The sequence below is a fragment of the Chelatococcus sp. GCM10030263 genome (assembly GCF_042666455.1).
Taxonomy (GTDB): domain Bacteria; phylum Pseudomonadota; class Alphaproteobacteria; order Rhizobiales; family Beijerinckiaceae; genus Chelatococcus.
Map to the genome: position 1 here is coordinate 115,703 of NZ_JBHTDB010000008.1, position 14,494 is coordinate 130,196.

Consider the following 14,494-nt stretch of genomic DNA (forward strand, 5'->3'; position numbering starts at 1 on the left):
GGGTCAGTTCGACCAGGTCATCCGGTTGAGAAACAGGCTCTCGTTCGGCGTCGGCTGCCACTGCAGCGGCTTGGCCGCGCCATAGATCGCGACCGTCTGGTAGAGCGGCACCACCGGGACTTCTTTGGCGATCCACTCGCTCACCTTGCGGTAGTCGTCGAGGCGACGCTTCTCGTCGAGGGTAGCGCGTCCGTCCTCGAGCCAGCCGTCGAGATCCTTGCTCTCGACGATGGTCCAGGCATCGCCCGAGTGGAACAGCTGGAAGAGCGCGCCGTCCGCGTCCTGGCAGGCGCAAGAGGAGCGGCTGACGGCGAAGAGGGGCGAGTCTTTCGGCCCCTTCTGGGTGAGCGCCAGGAAGGTGCCGGTGTCGACGAGGTTGATCTCCACCTTCAGCCCGGCTTCGGTGAGCATCTGCTGAACCGCCTGCACGACGCGCTGGTCGAAGAAGGGGGCGGTGGTCAGGGCGATCGGCTTCTGCGCGGCGGCCCCCGCCTCCTTGACGAGCGCCTTGGCCTTTTCCGGATCGTAGGGCAGGCCCTTGATGTCGTCGATCCAGCCGAAATGGACCGGCGTCAGCATCTGGCCGATCGCCTTCCCATGCCCGCCGAGGATGCCGGCGATGATCCCCTCCTTGTCGACCGCCTGGGCGATCGCCTCGCGCACGCGGATATCGTCGAAGGGAGGCTTGGTGGGATTGAGGCGCAGATAGGCGAGCCGCTCCGTGAGGCCGAAGAGCTGCTTGGCCTTGTCGGAGCGGTCGAGCTGGCTCGCGAGGTCGTTGTCGAGCCCGACGACGAGATCGGCCGTGCCCGCCTGCGCGTCGGCAAGGCGCGTGGCGGCATCGGAGACGATGCGGAACACCGCCGTCGGGAACGGCCCCTTCTTGCCCCAATAGGCGTCGTTACGCTGGAGGGTGACCTGTGCACCGCGCTGCCAGCTGTCGAATTTATAGGGACCGCTGCCGATGGGCTTCAGGTTGAAGGCATCCTTTCCCACCGCCTCCACCACGTGCTTCGGCACGATCGAGAGCTTCACGAGCTGGGCGAGCAGCGCCGGATAGGGCCCGTCGGTCTTCAGTCTGACGGTCGTCGGATCGACGGCGGCCGCCTCGACGATCTTATTGAACTGGCCGAGCTGGGGGCTCGCGAACTTCGGATCGGTGATGCGCTTGACGCTGAAGACGACATCGTCGGCCGTCAGCTTCTGACCGTCGTGGAAGGTGATGTCGTCCCGTATCTTAAACTCGACTTCCGTATCGGACAGATATTTCCAGGATGTCGCGACCTGCGGGACGATCTTGCCGGCATCGTCGCGGGTGACGAGATTGTCGAAGATATTGCGATAGACGTAATAGCTGTCCGGGTTCCACTGCATCTGCGGGTCGAGCGACGACGGCTCGTTGACGAGATCGACGACGAAGCGGTTCTTGTCGGCGAGTGCCGGTCCCGAAGCAAACAGCGCCAAGGCCAGAGCCGCGCCGGCGAACGCCTTCACTCTCTTGTTCATTGCGACTTGTTCCCCTGCTGAATGGCGCTGTCGCGCTCATGGTTTTGGCTTTGAGGCTTGCGCGCCCGTGCGCGACGGCCGCTCTCCGGCCGTGCCGCGAGAATCGCCGGATCGCGCAGAAGACGGTCCGTCGCGAAGGCCTGGAAGCGATCGATCTCGCGTTCGATTTCGGCACGTGCCAGTGCGGCATCACGACCCGCCAGCGCCGCGACGAGCTGCTCACGGTCCGCAGCCGGGAAACGCAGGTCCTCGTTGTCGAAGAAGGCGGCGATGCGCTCGACGTGGTTCCAGAGCTGGCCGAGCCAGCGCGCGACGAAGCCGCCGGCGCAGGCGGCGAGATGATCCACGATTTGCCGGTCGGTGACGCGCGCCGTCGTGACCGACTGCTGATCGCCGCGCTGGCGGAGTGCAGCCACCAGATTGACACTTCCGCGAAGCGTAGCCGCTTCCGTGTCGCTCAGCACGATCGTCGCAAGGCTAGGCTCGACCGTCCGGCGCGCGGCAAGCACGTCGCCCACCAGGGCGCCCGAGATCGGCAGCACGCGCCAGCCGTGGCGGGCCTTCGGCAGGACGAAACCCTCCGCCGACAGCAGTGTCAGTGCCACCCGGGTCGCGGCCCGGCCGAGGCCATAGCGCTCGGCGATCTCGCGCTCGCTGACCGCGGCACCCGGCCGCAACTCGCAGGCGATGATCGCACGGCGAAGGCGTTTGAGGGCGAAGGCATTCTTGGCCTCGCCGGCGGGAAGGAGCGACTGTGCGAGGGGCGAGGACGTATCGAGCATAAGGCTGACATCTCACGAAAGAGATGTGAGATGTCACACGCTCGTCATCGGCATGTCAATATGGCCCCCAAATGCCTGGCCTGCCGTCGTGGACCACCCGGCCAGCGGGCTTGTCTGACAGCGACCCGTCCAGCGTCACGCCCGCTCTGTTGTGGTTGCCGATTTTTCCCCGCCACGCTTGGGGCCCTTGCGCAATCTGAGATGCACGGCGCGGTCGCGTTCCTCGGCAAGACGCCGGGCGCGCGCCTTGAGGAGATCCTTGCGCGCGACGAGGCCCACCAGTCTACTGTTCTCATCCACGATGGGGACGCGGCCGACGCCAGCCTCGGCCATGCGATCCGCGAGATGCCCGACCAGGCCATTCGGCTGGCCAAGGAGAAGGTCCTGCGGGCCGAGGCGCTCGATGATGGGGCTTTCCCGTGGCACGTTTCCGCCTTCGCCGAGCCAAGCGAGGATGTCGGCGCGCGAGATCATGCCGACCACGAAGCGGTCGGGTGTGACGACGGGATAGCTCTTGTGGCGGCGGTCCGTTGCCATGAAATGGTCGATCGCCTGACCGACGGTCCAAGAGGACGGCACCACGTCGACATTCCCGACCATCACATCCTTCACCATGGCCTGATCGAAAGGATCGGTGTGATATTCGCGCGTGATATGCAGGCCGCGCCGGGCGATTTTCTCGGTCAAGATCGAGCGCTTCAGCAGGAGCACGGTCGTGGCATAGGCGGTGCCGCAGGCAACCAGCAAGGGCAGGGTCGCATGCTGGTCGCCGGTGAGCTCGATGGCGAAGAGCGTTGCGGTGAGCGGCGCGCGCATGGTGCCGCCCATCATCGCCGCCATTCCGAGCAGCGCCCAGAAGCCGGGATCGGCCTGCGGCAGCCAGGGGGCTGCCAGCGCGCCGAGCGCGCCGCCGAAGATGAGCAGCGGCGCCAAGACGCCGCCCGAGGTGCCCGAGCCGAGCGCGACCGCCCAGATGATGGATTTCACGACGAGGAGCATGAGGACGGCGCGGAAGGCGAGGTCGCCGGCGAGCAGATGGCGGATATTGTCATAACCGACGCCGAGGGCGGCGGGGTCGATGAGGCCGCCGATGCCGATGACGAGGCCGCCCAGGAGCGGCCACCACATCCAGTGGATCGGAAGCTTCTCGAAGGCATCTTCCGAGCCATAGACCATGGCGGTGAGCAGGCCGGATCCAAGCCCGGCGCCGAGCCCGACGATCGCCCAGGCGAGCATGCCCGTGAGCGAGGGCGCCATCGCGCCGGCATAGGCGAAGAGCGGCGCCGGATCGAGGATGAGCGTGCGTTCGGCAGCAGCGACCGCCGCGGCAACGACGACCGGCAGGAAACTGCGCGGCTTCCATTCGAACAGCAACAGCTCGACCGAGAGCAGCACGGCGGCAAGCGGCGTGCCGAAGATCGCCGTCATGCCGGCCGCGGCGCCGGCGACGAGCAGGGCCTTGCGTTCGGTCGAGCTCAGGTCGATGAGCTGGGCGAGCAGTGAGCCAACGGCGCCGCCGGTCATGATGATCGGTCCTTCCGCGCCGAAGGGGCCGCCCGTGCCGATCGAAATGGCCGAGGAAAGGGGCTTCAGGACCGCGACCTTGGCGCTGATGCGGCTCTTGCCGATGAGGATCGCCTCGATCGCTTCGGGAATGCCGTGGCCGCGGATTTTCTCCGAGCCGTAGCGTGCCATCAATCCGATGATCAGGCACCCGACGACCGGCACCAGGACGGCATACCAGCCGAAGGGTGAGCCGCCGATGGGCAGGGCCTCGAGCGAGAGCCGTCCATAATAGGCGAGATTGGTGCACAGGGTGATGAGCTTGAGAAGAAGCCAAGCGGTGCCGGTGGCCAGCGAGCCGACGACGACAGCGATCGCCATGAGCAGGAGAACGCGGCGATCCGTCGTAAAGTCACCGAGCTTCATCGTGGGGATGGGGTTGGCGATCTCGCGCGAGTTGGTGATCTCGCGCGCCTTGGCAGGGGCGAACATGCGGGCAAACATAAGGGCAGCTTTGTTCCAGGGTGGGTGATATATGTCGTGTTACGATATATATAGGCAGAGGGAAACAGTCCGATGACGCGCAAGGAAGCGGCATCGCGTCGCTCGCGCTCCAGCCGGGGGGCGGTGGACTATGCGGCGCTGGCGGAGTTCCGCTACGCGATCCGCCGGTTCCTGGCCTTCAGCGAGAGGGCCGCGGCCGAGGCGGGCATCACCTCGCAGCAGCATCAGGCGCTGCTGACGATCAAGGGAGTGGCCGGCGAGGAAGGGCTTGCGGTCGGTGCCCTCGCCGAGCGCCTGCTCGTCAAGCAGCATACGGCGGTCGAGCTCGTGGACAGGCTCGAGCGTGCCGGTCTCGTGCGCCGTGGCGCCGATCCTGCGGATGGCCGGCGGGTCCTGGTCTCGCTCACGAAGGAGGGCGAGCAACGCCTGCGAGCCTTGTCGAGCGCTCATCTCGACGAACTCAAGTCCATCGGCCCCGCTCTGTCCGCCATCCTCGCCGGCCTGCGGGATGAGCCCAAGGCCGACGACTAGAAAAGCCGGACCAGCTTTTTCGCCTCACATCCCACCGTGGCCGTGCCGACCTCGCAGCGGCGATATGCAGCGGGGGCAAGCCACGTCGGCTCCTTGTGCATGGAATCGCGACAAGCTGTCACTGCACCTTCCATGCAGATGCTATTATATGCGTGCTTATGAACAGCAAGCTCAATGATCCCGCCAGGACGCCTCCGCCTTCGCTCGGCTTCCTGCTGCACGACGTGGCGCGGCTGTTGCGCAAACGGTTCGAGCAGCACACCCGTGACAGGGGCCTCACGCGCTCGCAATGGCAGGTGCTCGCTTATCTCGAGAAGAACGAGGGGACCCACCAGGCGGGTCTCGCCGAGCTGCTGGAGGTGGAGCCGATCACGCTCGCGCGCATGGTCGACAAGCTCGAAGCTCTGGGGCTCGTCGAGCGGCGGCCGCACGCCACCGACCGGCGGATCTGGCTGCTCTTTCTGACGCCGCAGGCGGGACCGAGGCTCGACGAGATGCACGAGACCGCCGCACTGGTCCGCGAGGAGGCCTTCGAGGACCTCTCGGAACGAGATCGCGCGACGCTTCTTAAGCTTCTTGGACGACTGAAGGGCAATCTTGCGCGGGCCCTGAACGAACGCCCGGTGCAAAGGCGTGAAAACCATGGATGACAGGACAGTAAATCCCAGATCGGCCCGGCCCCCTGTCGAGCCGGCGACTGCGAGCGATGCCGCCGAGCAGTTGCAGGCGCGTGGCGAGGCCAAGCGGCCGGCGCAAGATCCGGCTCAAGAGCCAGCTCAACAACCGAAGCCTGAGCAAGAGGCGCGGCGGGAGACACAGCCGGCTGCCGGCCAGCCTGCGCCGAAGCGCAGCCGCCTTCGCCTCGTTCTCTTCCTGCTGCTGCCGGTCATCCTGGTAGCGGGCGGCTATCTCTACGTCACCGGCGGGCAGATCATGTCCACCGAGAACGCCTATGTGCAGGCGGATATCGTCGGTATTTCCACCGATGTCGCCGGTATCGTCAGTGAAGTCGACGTACGCGACAATCAGCGGGTGAAGGCCGGCGACGTTCTGTTCAAGCTGGATGATCTGCCTTTTCGCCTCGCGCTCGATCGCGCCAATGCGCAGATCGGTCTCGTCAAGAACGATCTCGAAGCCTTGAAGGCGAGCTATGCGGCGATGCAAAGCCAGATCGCCCAGGCGAAGACCGACATTGCCTACTACCAGACAGTCTTCAAGCGCCAGCAGGAGCTCGCCGCCAAATCGGTCTCCTCGCAGGCAAGCTATGATCAGGCCAAGCACGACCTCGACACGGCGCGGTTGAAGCTCGATCTGCTCCAGAATCAACTTGCCGGCATCGCCGCAAACCTCAATGGCGATCCCAACGCTCCGGTCGAAGACCACCCGCGCTACAAGGATGCGGTGGCGACCCGCGACGAGGCCGCACGCCAGCTCGCCCACACGGTGGTGAAGGCGCCCATGGATGGCATCGTCACCAATGTGCCGTCGCTGCAGAAGGGGCAGTATCTCGCCGAGGCGACGAATGCCTTCAGCCTGGTCTCGACGGATCATGTCTGGGTAGAGGCCAATCCGAAGGAGACCGAGCTCACCTGGGTCAAGCCCGGCCAACACGCGACGGTGAGCGTCGATACCTATCCCGGTGAGGCGTGGACCGGCACCATCGAGAGCATCAGCCCGGCTTCGGCTTCGAGCTTCTCGCTTCTGCCGGCGGAAAATACCAGCGGCAACTGGGTCAAGGTGGTGCAGCGCATCGCCATGCGCGTGAAGATCGAGACGCCTCCGGATAAGCCCCAGCTGCGGGCGGGCATGAGCGTGGTGCTCGGCGTCGACACCGGCCACGCCCGTGGACTGCCGACCTTCGTGACCGACCTCTTCGGTCGGACCGAGGCTGGCAATGGCTAGCGCCTCGGCCGCGGCGGCGACCCCGATCGCCAACCGTGGCGCCATCACCGCCTGCGTGATCCTGGCCGTGATCATGCAGGCGCTCGACACCACGATCGCCAATGTCGCGTTGCCCTATATCCAGGGCAGCGTCTCGGCGAGCGCCGACCAGATCAACTGGGTTCTGACCTCCTATATCGTCGCGGCTGCGATCATGACGCCGCCGTCCGGCTTTCTCGCCGCCCGTTTCGGCCGCAAGCGCGTGCTGCTCGTGGCGATCGCCGGTTTCGTCGTGGCGTCCATGCTGTGCGGAGCGGCGCAGTCGCTGCCGCAGATCGTCGGCTTCCGCCTGCTCCAGGGCTTCTTCGGCGCAGCGCTGGTGCCATTGTCACAATCCATCCTCCTCGACATCTACACGCCCGAAGAGCGGGGCTCCGCCATGGCACTGTTCGGCGTCTCCGTCATGGTGGGGCCGGTGCTCGGCCCGGTCATCGGCGGGTGGCTGACGGAAAACATTTCCTGGCGCTGGGTGTTCTATATCAACCTGCCGCTCGGCCTATTGGCCTTTGCGGGCGTCTCGATCTTTCTATCGGAGACGAAGTCGAGCGCTGCGGCCAAGCTCGACTGGCTCGGCTTCGGCAGCCTCAGCATTGCCATCGCTGCGCTGCAGCTCTTCCTTGACCGCGGCGCGCAGCTCGACTGGTTCTCGTCGCTCGAAATCATCGTGGAGGCGACAATTGCCGCGGCAGCCTTCTATATTCTTCTCGTCCACACCTTCACGGCGAAGGGCCAGAATAGTTTCATCAAGCCGCGGCTGTTTCTCGACCGGAACTTCGCGGTTGGGATCATCTTCATCTTCATCGTCGGCATTTCCTATCTCGCCTCGATGGCGCTGATGACGCCTTATCTGCAGACGCTGATGGGCTATCCCGTGGTCACGGCCGGCATCGTCATGGGCCCGCGCGGCCTCGGCACGATGGTCTGCATGTTCATCGTCGGGCGGCTCATCGGCAAGGTCGACACGCGCATCCTGCTCTTCATCGGCTTCGCGATCAGCGCCTGGGCGATGTACGACATGTCCGGCTGGACGCCCGACGTCTCGCAGACGACGATCATGGTGACCGGCTTCATCCAGGGCGGGGGCCTCGGCTTCCTCTTCGTGCCCTTGACCACCGTCACCTTCGCGACCCTGCCGGCGGAGGACCGCGGTGATGGTACCGGCCTCTATAATCTCTCACGCAATATCGGCTCGAGCGTCGGCATTTCCTTCGTTGCCTACCTCCTCACCCGCAATGTGCAGGTGAACCATGCGGAGATCGCCAATCACGTGACGCCGTATAATCGCATTTTCGAGACGCCGGCGATCCACGAGCACTGGAATCCGCTGACAGCGGCCGGGCGCGCGGCGCTCGACGCGGTCATCACGCGGCAGGCGACGATCATCAGCTATATCGACGACTTCAAGCTGCTGATGCTGCTCTGCCTAGCGGCGATGCCGCTGATCATTCTGCTGCGCTCGCCGCGCCAGGAGGCCAAGGGCGGCGACGACCACGCGATGGTCATGGAATAGCTGGGGCTGCCGACTGATGCATGCCTCGCCGGGCGGCCTATGCCGCCGCGGCGGCTGGCTGGCTCAGCCCATGGCGCCGTGATGGGCCGCCTTGAGGCCGGCAATATCGAGCTTCACCATCCTCAGCATCGCCTGCATGACGCGCTGCGCCTTGGCGGGATCGCGGTCGGCCAGCATCTCCAGGAGCACGCGCGGCACGATCTGCCAGGAGACACCGTAGCGATCTCTCAGCCAGCCGCATTGCTCGATCGCACCGCCGTCCGAGAGCCTGTTCCAGAGCCGGTCGACCTCGGCCTGATCGTCGCAATCCACCTCGAAGGAGATGGCATGGGTGTATTCGAACCGCGTGCCGCCGTTGAGCGCCAGAAAGCGCTGGCCGGCCAGCGTAAAGGCAACCACGAGGACGGTACCATTCTTGCCGCCGGGGCTATCCACTACATTGCGTTGCACATGGTCGATGCGCGAGTCCGGGAACAGCGAGACGTAGAAATTGGCAGCCTCCTCGGCCTCGCCGTCGAACCAGAGACAAGGGGCGATCTTCGACTTCAGCATGGGCTCATCCTCTCCTGATCGGTGGAACGGGTCGCCAGATCCGGCAACCGACCAAAGCCACGCGGCCGGGTCCGTCCGAGGACGATCGCAAAGACGCCAAGCCGACAGACAATCTGCAGATTTTTTGCGGGCAGTGGGTGCGGTCGGCGAAGGTCGGTAACCGATCATCGGCCGTGACGCAGCCTAGCACGAGGATGGCGTGCCAGGATCAAAGTCTCAGATCCGGTAGAAGCGCGCCGCGTTGTCGTGAAAGAGGGCGCTCTGCTCCTCCCGCCCATGGTCGCCGAAGGCATAGGCGTAAGCGTCGTAATAAGCGTCGAAACTCCCCTTCAGTCGATCGACCGGGAAGTTGCTTGCGACCATTATTCTGTTCGGACCGAAGATATCGACGATCTCACGTGCGTAATCGCGCATGACCTCCGGCGTCCAATCGTGGATCAGCATGCTGAGTCCACAGAACTTGATCGCTACATTCGGCCGTTCCGCCAGCGTGGCGAGGCCAGCCCGCCAGAGCTGCAAGCCCTCCGGATCGCGCTCCACCGGCATGCCGGCATGAAGGATGGCGAATGGGGTCTCGAGGCTCAGATCGGCGAGCGCGGCCGCATCCCCCATCTGGCTCGGATAGATCTGGCACTCGAAGGAGAGCCCGTAACGTGCCAGCAGGCGGAAACCGCGGCGGAACTGATCGTCGCGCAGATAGTCGGGCCGATCCGCCCAGCGATAGACCGGATTGTCGTGCCAGTTGAGGGAGACGCGGATGCCGCGCATGTTGGGATAGCGGCAATGCGCCGCGAGCACGTCCTCGACATCCGGCCTGTGGAGATCGGCAGCGCCGACGATCGCATGCGGGAACCCGCCCGGATTTGAATCGGCGATCGCCTGCAGATGCCGCGTTTCGCCGACGGGGTCGGCGGGGTTCCAACCCGTCTGCACATGCACCGACTTGACGATCGTCTGATGGCGTGCGTCGCGCAGATAATCGTCGAGGCGGTAGTTGACGCGGAGCGCGGCCGAGCTCCCATAGACCCGCTGGACGGGATCGCCCGAAACGAGCCAGGGATAGCGGTCGCTCTCCACGTCCCAGAGATGGTGGTGGGCATCGATCTTCGGAAGAAGCCTGAGATCCTGCTGCATCACCCTCTGCCATTCCGATCAGCGCGCGTCACCAGCGCCCGATTCCCGCGACACGGACGCCCGTGGCGTCTGCACGACCAATTGGCCGGCAACCGAACCCTCTACACATGAGGGCAGCCGCCCTCCTTCAATCCACGATAGGCACGCTCCTTCGGGATCGTGGTCAGGACTTCGAAATAATCGTAGTCGCCCGAGGATTGCTCCGGCTTCTTCACTTGGACGATATTGAGATCACGCAGAACCCGCCCATCCTCACGAACCTGGCCGTTCTTCGTCATCATGTCGTTGATGGGCATTTCGCGCATCTTCTTGAGCACCGCCTGGGTCTCGTCGGTGCCAGCCGCCGCGACGGCCTTCAGATAGTGGGTGACCGCCCCATAGGCATTGGCTTGGTTGGCCGTCGGCACGCGCCCGCCGGGCACGCGTTTGACGAAGCGCTTCGTCCAGGCCAGCGTCTCTTCGTTGAGGCGCGGAAAGAATGGCGTCGGCGTGATGAGGCCTTGCGTTGCCTGCTGGCCGATGGATTCCACCTGTGCCGTCTGCAGGAAGAAGACGGCGAGCTTCTGCCCATTCTGCGTTACGCCGAATTCGCGGGCTGCCTTGATCGTATTTTCCAGATCGGCGCCCGCCTGGGCGAGCGCGATCACATCGGCACCCGAAGCCTGCGCCGAGAGGATGGCGCTGGAGAAATCGAGATTGCCGAGGGGATGCGCCACGGAGCCGACGACCTCGCCGCCCTTCTGCTGGATGATGGAGGTTGCCTGGGCCTGCATGTCACGGCCGAAATTCACGTCGACCGTGATGAAGAACCACTTCTTGCCACCCTGCTGGATGATGCCGTCGACGAGCGCCAGCGCGCTGGCATAGGTATCGAACATCCAATGCAGACTATTGGGCGTGCAGCCCTTGCCGGTCAGTTCGGCCGAAGCCGCCGCCGAGACGATGCTGATTTTATTCGCCTGCTTGGTAATGTTCTGCACCGCGAGCGCCGAATTCGACGCAGCAAGCCCGGTGATCATCTGCACGCCGTCCTGATCGAACCATTTCTGGGCGATGGCCACCGCGATGTCGGGCTTGTTCTCGTCGGTCGCCACAAGCAGCTCGATCGGACGGCCGAGCACCTTGCCGCCGAAATCCTCGATCGCCATCTTCGCCGCTTCGACCGTCCCCGGCCCGCTGTTGCCGGAGTTTGGACCGGACAGATCGTCGATAATTCCGATCTTGAGCGGCTTGCCTCCATCCTGCGCGTGCAGACTGCCGCCGAGGCCGATCAGCGCGATGGAAGCTGCGGCCCCGAGCAGCACTGTGCGGCGCGTTGTTTCAAAAGATGGCATTCGTTCCTCCCGTTTTATTTGAGCGTCCCGAACCGTGCCAAACGTGAGAAGACCACATGGACAGCCGAGGTGCCGGGTTATATTTACCGACCGAACGGTTTGTTTTCAAGCTCCGCGAGATCGGCTGTGGCCTCAGCGGCCTGTGTGGAAAGGCCACGACGAAAAGCGGGATTGTGCGCCGAGGTCGAATCGGTCCAATCGCTTGTCCGATTTGTGATATCCGTTCGTCGCGCCTGCGGGCGCTGATCTGGTTTGATGAAAGGTTGCCTGGATGAATCGGCCCGAGAGAAAGAGAGTCGGCCGGCCGCCTCTGGTCGAGAACCGGAGGGAGATGATCCTCGAATCGGCGGCCCATCTCATGGGGCGGATCGGTTTTGAGAAATGTTCCATGCAGGACATTTCCGACAGCACCAATGTCTCGAAGGGCACCCTCTATCACTATTTCAAGACCAAGCAGGACATCTACGACGCGATCTTCCTGAACACATTGCGCAAGATGAACGAGCATGTGAACGGCGCGATCGACACGAAGGCCTCCGCCAAAACCCGGCTGGTTCAGTATTTTCGCGCGCATGCCGAATATTTCGACAGGCATTATTGGGAATTCAATGCGACCATGCTCGGCATTGCCGGCGTCAGCTCCAGCGCCATGCGCCAGGAAGCGGTCGAGCTCAGGGACAGATACGAGGGCATCCTTCGGGCGATCATCGCCGATGGCATCGCCTCCGGGGAATTCCGCTCGCTCGAGCCGAGCATGACCTCGCGCGCCGCGCTGTCGCTGCTCAATTGGATGCCGCGGTGGTACAGGCCGAACGGCCCGATGAGCGCAGCCGATATCGCGGTCCATTTCGCTGAGCTCCTGATCGAGGGGCTCGGGACTGAGGCGCGCTGAGCGCTGCCCTCAGGGCGGCCCGGCCTCCTCTCCGAGGATCTCCGCAAGCACCTCCGCCGTATGCTGGCCGAGAAGCGGCGCCGGCCCGATGGGCGCCATCGGCGTCTCCGAAAGCCGGAAGGCGGGGCCGACGGCTTGCAGACGGCCCGCGGTCGGGTGGTCGATGTCGAAGACCAGCCCGGCCTCGCGTGTCTCGTCCGAGGTGATCGCCTCGATCGGCCGGCGCACGGGGCCGGCGGGAACGCCGGCGGCGCGCATATGCGGCACCCAGTGCTCTCGCGGCTTGGTGCGCAAAATCGCATTCATCGCCTGCGACAAGGCATCGACATTCTCGAGCCGGCTGCGGTTGCTCGCAAAGCGGGGATCATCGCGCATGCCAGGGGCCTCCAGCACCTGGCACAGCTTCCGAAACAGCCGATCATTACCCGCGCTGATCATGACCTGGCCGTCGCTGCAGTCGAACAGGCCGTTCGGGCACATGAAAAAGGATGTATTGCCCAGCCGCGGCGGGTCCTCGCCGGTGAGCAGCACGCCTTGATAGACGAAGGCCGTCGCGGCGATCGCGGTGTTGTAGAGGGGTACATCGACGAACTGCCCGCGCCCGGTGCCTTGGCGCGCATGGATCGCGGCGAGAATGCCCATGCCGGCATGGGTGCCGGCGAGCACATCGATGAGCGACCCGCCGGCACGGGTCGGCGGCTGCGAGTCGTCGCCCGTGAAATACATGAAGCCGGTCTCTGCCTGCACGATCGGATCATAGCCGGCAACCGCCGCATAGGCACCTTGATGGCCGTAGCCCGAGATCGAGCAATAGATGAGCCGCTCGTTCTTCTGCGCGAGCTCCCCGTAACCCAGACCAAGCCGGCCCATGGTGCCCGGCCGGAAGTTCTCCACCAGCACATCGCTCTTCATGGCGAGCGCAACGGCTCGCTCCCGGTCCCGTTCCGTCTTCAGGTCGAGCACGACACTCTTCTTGAGGCGATTGAGGCCCATGAAATTGGACGACTGCCCGGCGCGGCCCGGCGGCAGATAGGCGCGCGTGTCGTCACCGGCCGGACTTTCGATCTTGATGACCTCCGCGCCGAGATCCGCCAGGAGCTGCGTGAGATAGGGCCCGGAGAGAACGCGCGTGAAATCGAGAACGCGCAGACCGGTCAGCGGGGGCGCATGGGCGGGAGTCGCGGTCATTGTCGTGCTCCGGCGCTCAAGTGACGGGCACCGCCAGCCCGCCATAGCTTCGCGAGCGGTCGAGCGCCATGCCGGCGAGCACGTCGCGATGCTCATAGGCCGTGCCATGGGCGTTCGCCAGCCGGGTGATGCGGCGGAAATGGAGGTGCAGGCCGTATTCCCAGGTGAAGGCGATGCCGCCGTGCAGCTGGATGCATTGCTCGGCGAGATTGAGGCCGGCTTCCGAACAGAAGGCCTTGGCCGTGCGAAAGGCGGTCTCCGCCTCACCGTCGTCGCCGTTCAGGTCGCCGCTTTGCGTCGCACGATCATGCAAGGCGGCCGCATATTCGACGCTCGCCTTCATGCCCTCGAGGCTCACCTGGCAATCGGCGGCCATATGCTTGAGCGCCTGGAAGGAGCCGATCACCTTGCCGAACTGCTGGCGCTCCTTCATATAGCCGATGGTGCGCTCCAGGCAGTAGGCGGCCGCACCGACGAGTTCGGCGGTCGCGAGAATGCCGAGCACGCGGTCGGTTCGCTCCGCGACGAGCTCATTGGCCGAGACGTCGCGGGAGAGCTCGACCCGGCTCATCGGATAGGTGAGATCGATACCGTCCGTTCTGACGCCACGTTCACCATTCAATTCCGTCAGCAGGGTCCGTGGTCCGGAGCTGGATGCGACCGGAGCGACGAGGTAGCGCGCGCGTTCGGCGAAAGGCACGCTCAGGCGACCGTGGATCGAAGGGCGACTGCCGGACGACGCCTCCAATCGGCCGTGGTTGGGGGCGGTCACGACGGCCGTGCCGGCAAGCACCGCCTCGCAGATATCCGGGCGCGCCCGCGCCGCGATGCCCATCGCCGCAATCGATTCGATCACTGGAAACGGCACGGCCGCGCGCCCCGCTTCCATGGCGACGGCGGCCGCCTCCGTGAGGCCGAGGCCAAGCCCGCCCTGCCCTTCAGGCACCAGAAGCCCGAACAGGCCGAGCTCAGTCAGCGCCGTGCCAGCCGCCTCGAAACCGGGTTCCACATCGTCGGCCGTGCCGGCCGGCGGCACCGATGTGATCGGCAAGGCCTGAAGGGCCCGCCTGACGCTGTCCGCGAGCATCCGCTGTTCTTCGGAGAAATCGAAACGCAT

General features: G+C 64.9%; 13 protein-coding genes. 5 read left to right on the forward strand and 8 right to left on the reverse strand.

The window, feature by feature from the left end:
* Nucleotides 1-3: 3 nt before the first annotated feature.
* The 3 genes from ACFQU1_RS18070 to ACFQU1_RS18080 all read right to left on the reverse strand — a co-directional run bounded on the left by ACFQU1_RS18070 (nucleotide 4) and on the right by ACFQU1_RS18080 (nucleotide 4,295).
* Nucleotides 4-1,506 carry an ABC transporter substrate-binding protein gene (locus ACFQU1_RS18070; RefSeq protein WP_378135196.1) on the reverse strand — a complete coding sequence of 501 codons (1,503 nt, stop codon included), beginning with the start codon at nucleotides 1,504-1,506 and terminating at the stop codon, nucleotides 4-6.
* Nucleotides 1,503-2,288, reverse strand: coding sequence for a GntR family transcriptional regulator (locus ACFQU1_RS18075; RefSeq protein WP_378135198.1), 786 nt, complete (start codon nucleotides 2,286-2,288; stop codon nucleotides 1,503-1,505). The genes ACFQU1_RS18070 and ACFQU1_RS18075 overlap by 4 nt, the downstream gene beginning before the upstream one ends.
* Before the next feature lie 135 nt (nucleotides 2,289-2,423).
* Complete coding sequence (locus ACFQU1_RS18080) at nucleotides 2,424-4,295, reverse strand: chloride channel protein (RefSeq protein WP_378135200.1); 1,872 nt, start codon at nucleotides 4,293-4,295, stop codon at nucleotides 2,424-2,426.
* Nucleotides 4,296-4,367: 72 nt separating this feature from the next.
* Between ACFQU1_RS18080 and ACFQU1_RS18085 the strand changes: the two genes are divergently transcribed.
* The 4 genes from ACFQU1_RS18085 (at nucleotide 4,368) to ACFQU1_RS18100 (ending at nucleotide 8,277) form a co-directional block, all read left to right on the forward strand.
* Nucleotides 4,368-4,826, forward strand: a complete 459-nt coding sequence (locus ACFQU1_RS18085; protein WP_378135202.1) for a MarR family winged helix-turn-helix transcriptional regulator — start codon at nucleotides 4,368-4,370, stop codon at nucleotides 4,824-4,826.
* 158 nt (nucleotides 4,827-4,984) lie between these two features.
* Nucleotides 4,985-5,476 carry a MarR family winged helix-turn-helix transcriptional regulator gene (locus tag ACFQU1_RS18090; protein ID WP_378135204.1) on the forward strand — a complete coding sequence of 164 codons (492 nt, stop codon included), beginning with the start codon at nucleotides 4,985-4,987 and terminating at the stop codon, nucleotides 5,474-5,476.
* Entirely contained in the window at nucleotides 5,469-6,728 is a 1,260-nt protein-coding gene (locus ACFQU1_RS18095) for an efflux RND transporter periplasmic adaptor subunit (RefSeq protein WP_378135205.1), read from the forward strand. Before ACFQU1_RS18090 ends, ACFQU1_RS18095 begins: the two co-directional genes overlap by 8 nt.
* Nucleotides 6,721-8,277, forward strand: coding sequence for a DHA2 family efflux MFS transporter permease subunit (locus tag ACFQU1_RS18100; protein ID WP_378135207.1), 1,557 nt, complete (start codon nucleotides 6,721-6,723; stop codon nucleotides 8,275-8,277). The genes ACFQU1_RS18095 and ACFQU1_RS18100 overlap by 8 nt, the downstream gene beginning before the upstream one ends.
* Nucleotides 8,278-8,340: 63 nt before the next feature.
* Here ACFQU1_RS18100 and ACFQU1_RS18105 read toward each other — a convergent pair whose 3' ends face one another.
* From ACFQU1_RS18105 to ACFQU1_RS18115, 3 genes are all read right to left on the reverse strand, one after another.
* Nucleotides 8,341-8,829 carry a VOC family protein gene (locus ACFQU1_RS18105; RefSeq protein ID WP_378135209.1) on the reverse strand — a complete coding sequence of 163 codons (489 nt, stop codon included), beginning with the start codon at nucleotides 8,827-8,829 and terminating at the stop codon, nucleotides 8,341-8,343.
* 216 nt (nucleotides 8,830-9,045) lie between these two features.
* The gene (locus ACFQU1_RS18110) at nucleotides 9,046-9,963 is read right to left on the reverse strand and encodes an amidohydrolase family protein (RefSeq protein WP_378135211.1); all 918 of its coding nucleotides are present in this window, start codon (nucleotides 9,961-9,963) and stop codon (nucleotides 9,046-9,048) included.
* A gap of 101 nt (nucleotides 9,964-10,064) precedes the next feature.
* Nucleotides 10,065-11,297, reverse strand: coding sequence for an ABC transporter substrate-binding protein (locus ACFQU1_RS18115; RefSeq protein WP_378135213.1), 1,233 nt, complete (start codon nucleotides 11,295-11,297; stop codon nucleotides 10,065-10,067).
* 331 nt (nucleotides 11,298-11,628) lie between these two features.
* Here ACFQU1_RS18115 and ACFQU1_RS18120 point away from each other — a divergent pair, with 331 nt between their 5' ends.
* Complete coding sequence (locus ACFQU1_RS18120; protein ID WP_378135215.1) at nucleotides 11,629-12,189, forward strand: TetR/AcrR family transcriptional regulator; 561 nt, start codon at nucleotides 11,629-11,631, stop codon at nucleotides 12,187-12,189.
* Nucleotides 12,190-12,198: 9 nt separating this feature from the next.
* Here ACFQU1_RS18120 and ACFQU1_RS18125 read toward each other — a convergent pair whose 3' ends face one another.
* Both ACFQU1_RS18125 and ACFQU1_RS18130 read right to left on the reverse strand, forming a co-directional pair.
* Nucleotides 12,199-13,377, reverse strand: a complete 1,179-nt coding sequence (locus ACFQU1_RS18125; protein WP_378135217.1) for a CaiB/BaiF CoA transferase family protein — start codon at nucleotides 13,375-13,377, stop codon at nucleotides 12,199-12,201.
* Nucleotides 13,378-13,393: 16 nt separating this feature from the next.
* Nucleotides 13,394-14,494, reverse strand: coding sequence for an acyl-CoA dehydrogenase family protein (locus ACFQU1_RS18130; protein ID WP_378135219.1), 1,101 nt, complete (start codon nucleotides 14,492-14,494; stop codon nucleotides 13,394-13,396).

Bases quoted from the DNA above. Each gene is read 5' to 3' on its own strand.
- ACFQU1_RS18070 (WP_378135196.1), bottom strand. From the start codon at position 1,506: ATGAACAAGAGAGTGAAGGCGTTCGCCGGCGCGGCTCTGGCCTTGGCG.
- ACFQU1_RS18075 (WP_378135198.1), bottom strand. From the start codon at position 2,288: ATGCTCGATACGTCCTCGCCCCTCGCACAGTCGCTCCTTCCCGCCGGC.
- ACFQU1_RS18080 (WP_378135200.1), bottom strand. From the start codon at position 4,295: ATGTTTGCCCGCATGTTCGCCCCTGCCAAGGCGCGCGAGATCACCAAC.
- ACFQU1_RS18085 (WP_378135202.1), top strand. From the start codon at position 4,368: ATGACGCGCAAGGAAGCGGCATCGCGTCGCTCGCGCTCCAGCCGGGGG.
- ACFQU1_RS18090 (WP_378135204.1), top strand. From the start codon at position 4,985: ATGAACAGCAAGCTCAATGATCCCGCCAGGACGCCTCCGCCTTCGCTC.
- ACFQU1_RS18095 (WP_378135205.1), top strand. From the start codon at position 5,469: ATGGATGACAGGACAGTAAATCCCAGATCGGCCCGGCCCCCTGTCGAG.
- ACFQU1_RS18100 (WP_378135207.1), top strand. From the start codon at position 6,721: ATGGCTAGCGCCTCGGCCGCGGCGGCGACCCCGATCGCCAACCGTGGC.
- ACFQU1_RS18105 (WP_378135209.1), bottom strand. From the start codon at position 8,829: ATGCTGAAGTCGAAGATCGCCCCTTGTCTCTGGTTCGACGGCGAGGCC.
- ACFQU1_RS18110 (WP_378135211.1), bottom strand. From the start codon at position 9,963: ATGCAGCAGGATCTCAGGCTTCTTCCGAAGATCGATGCCCACCACCAT.
- ACFQU1_RS18115 (WP_378135213.1), bottom strand. From the start codon at position 11,297: ATGCCATCTTTTGAAACAACGCGCCGCACAGTGCTGCTCGGGGCCGCA.
- ACFQU1_RS18120 (WP_378135215.1), top strand. From the start codon at position 11,629: ATGATCCTCGAATCGGCGGCCCATCTCATGGGGCGGATCGGTTTTGAG.
- ACFQU1_RS18125 (WP_378135217.1), bottom strand. From the start codon at position 13,377: ATGACCGCGACTCCCGCCCATGCGCCCCCGCTGACCGGTCTGCGCGTT.
- ACFQU1_RS18130 (WP_378135219.1), bottom strand. From the start codon at position 14,494: ATGCGTTTCGATTTCTCCGAAGAACAGCGGATGCTCGCGGACAGCGTC.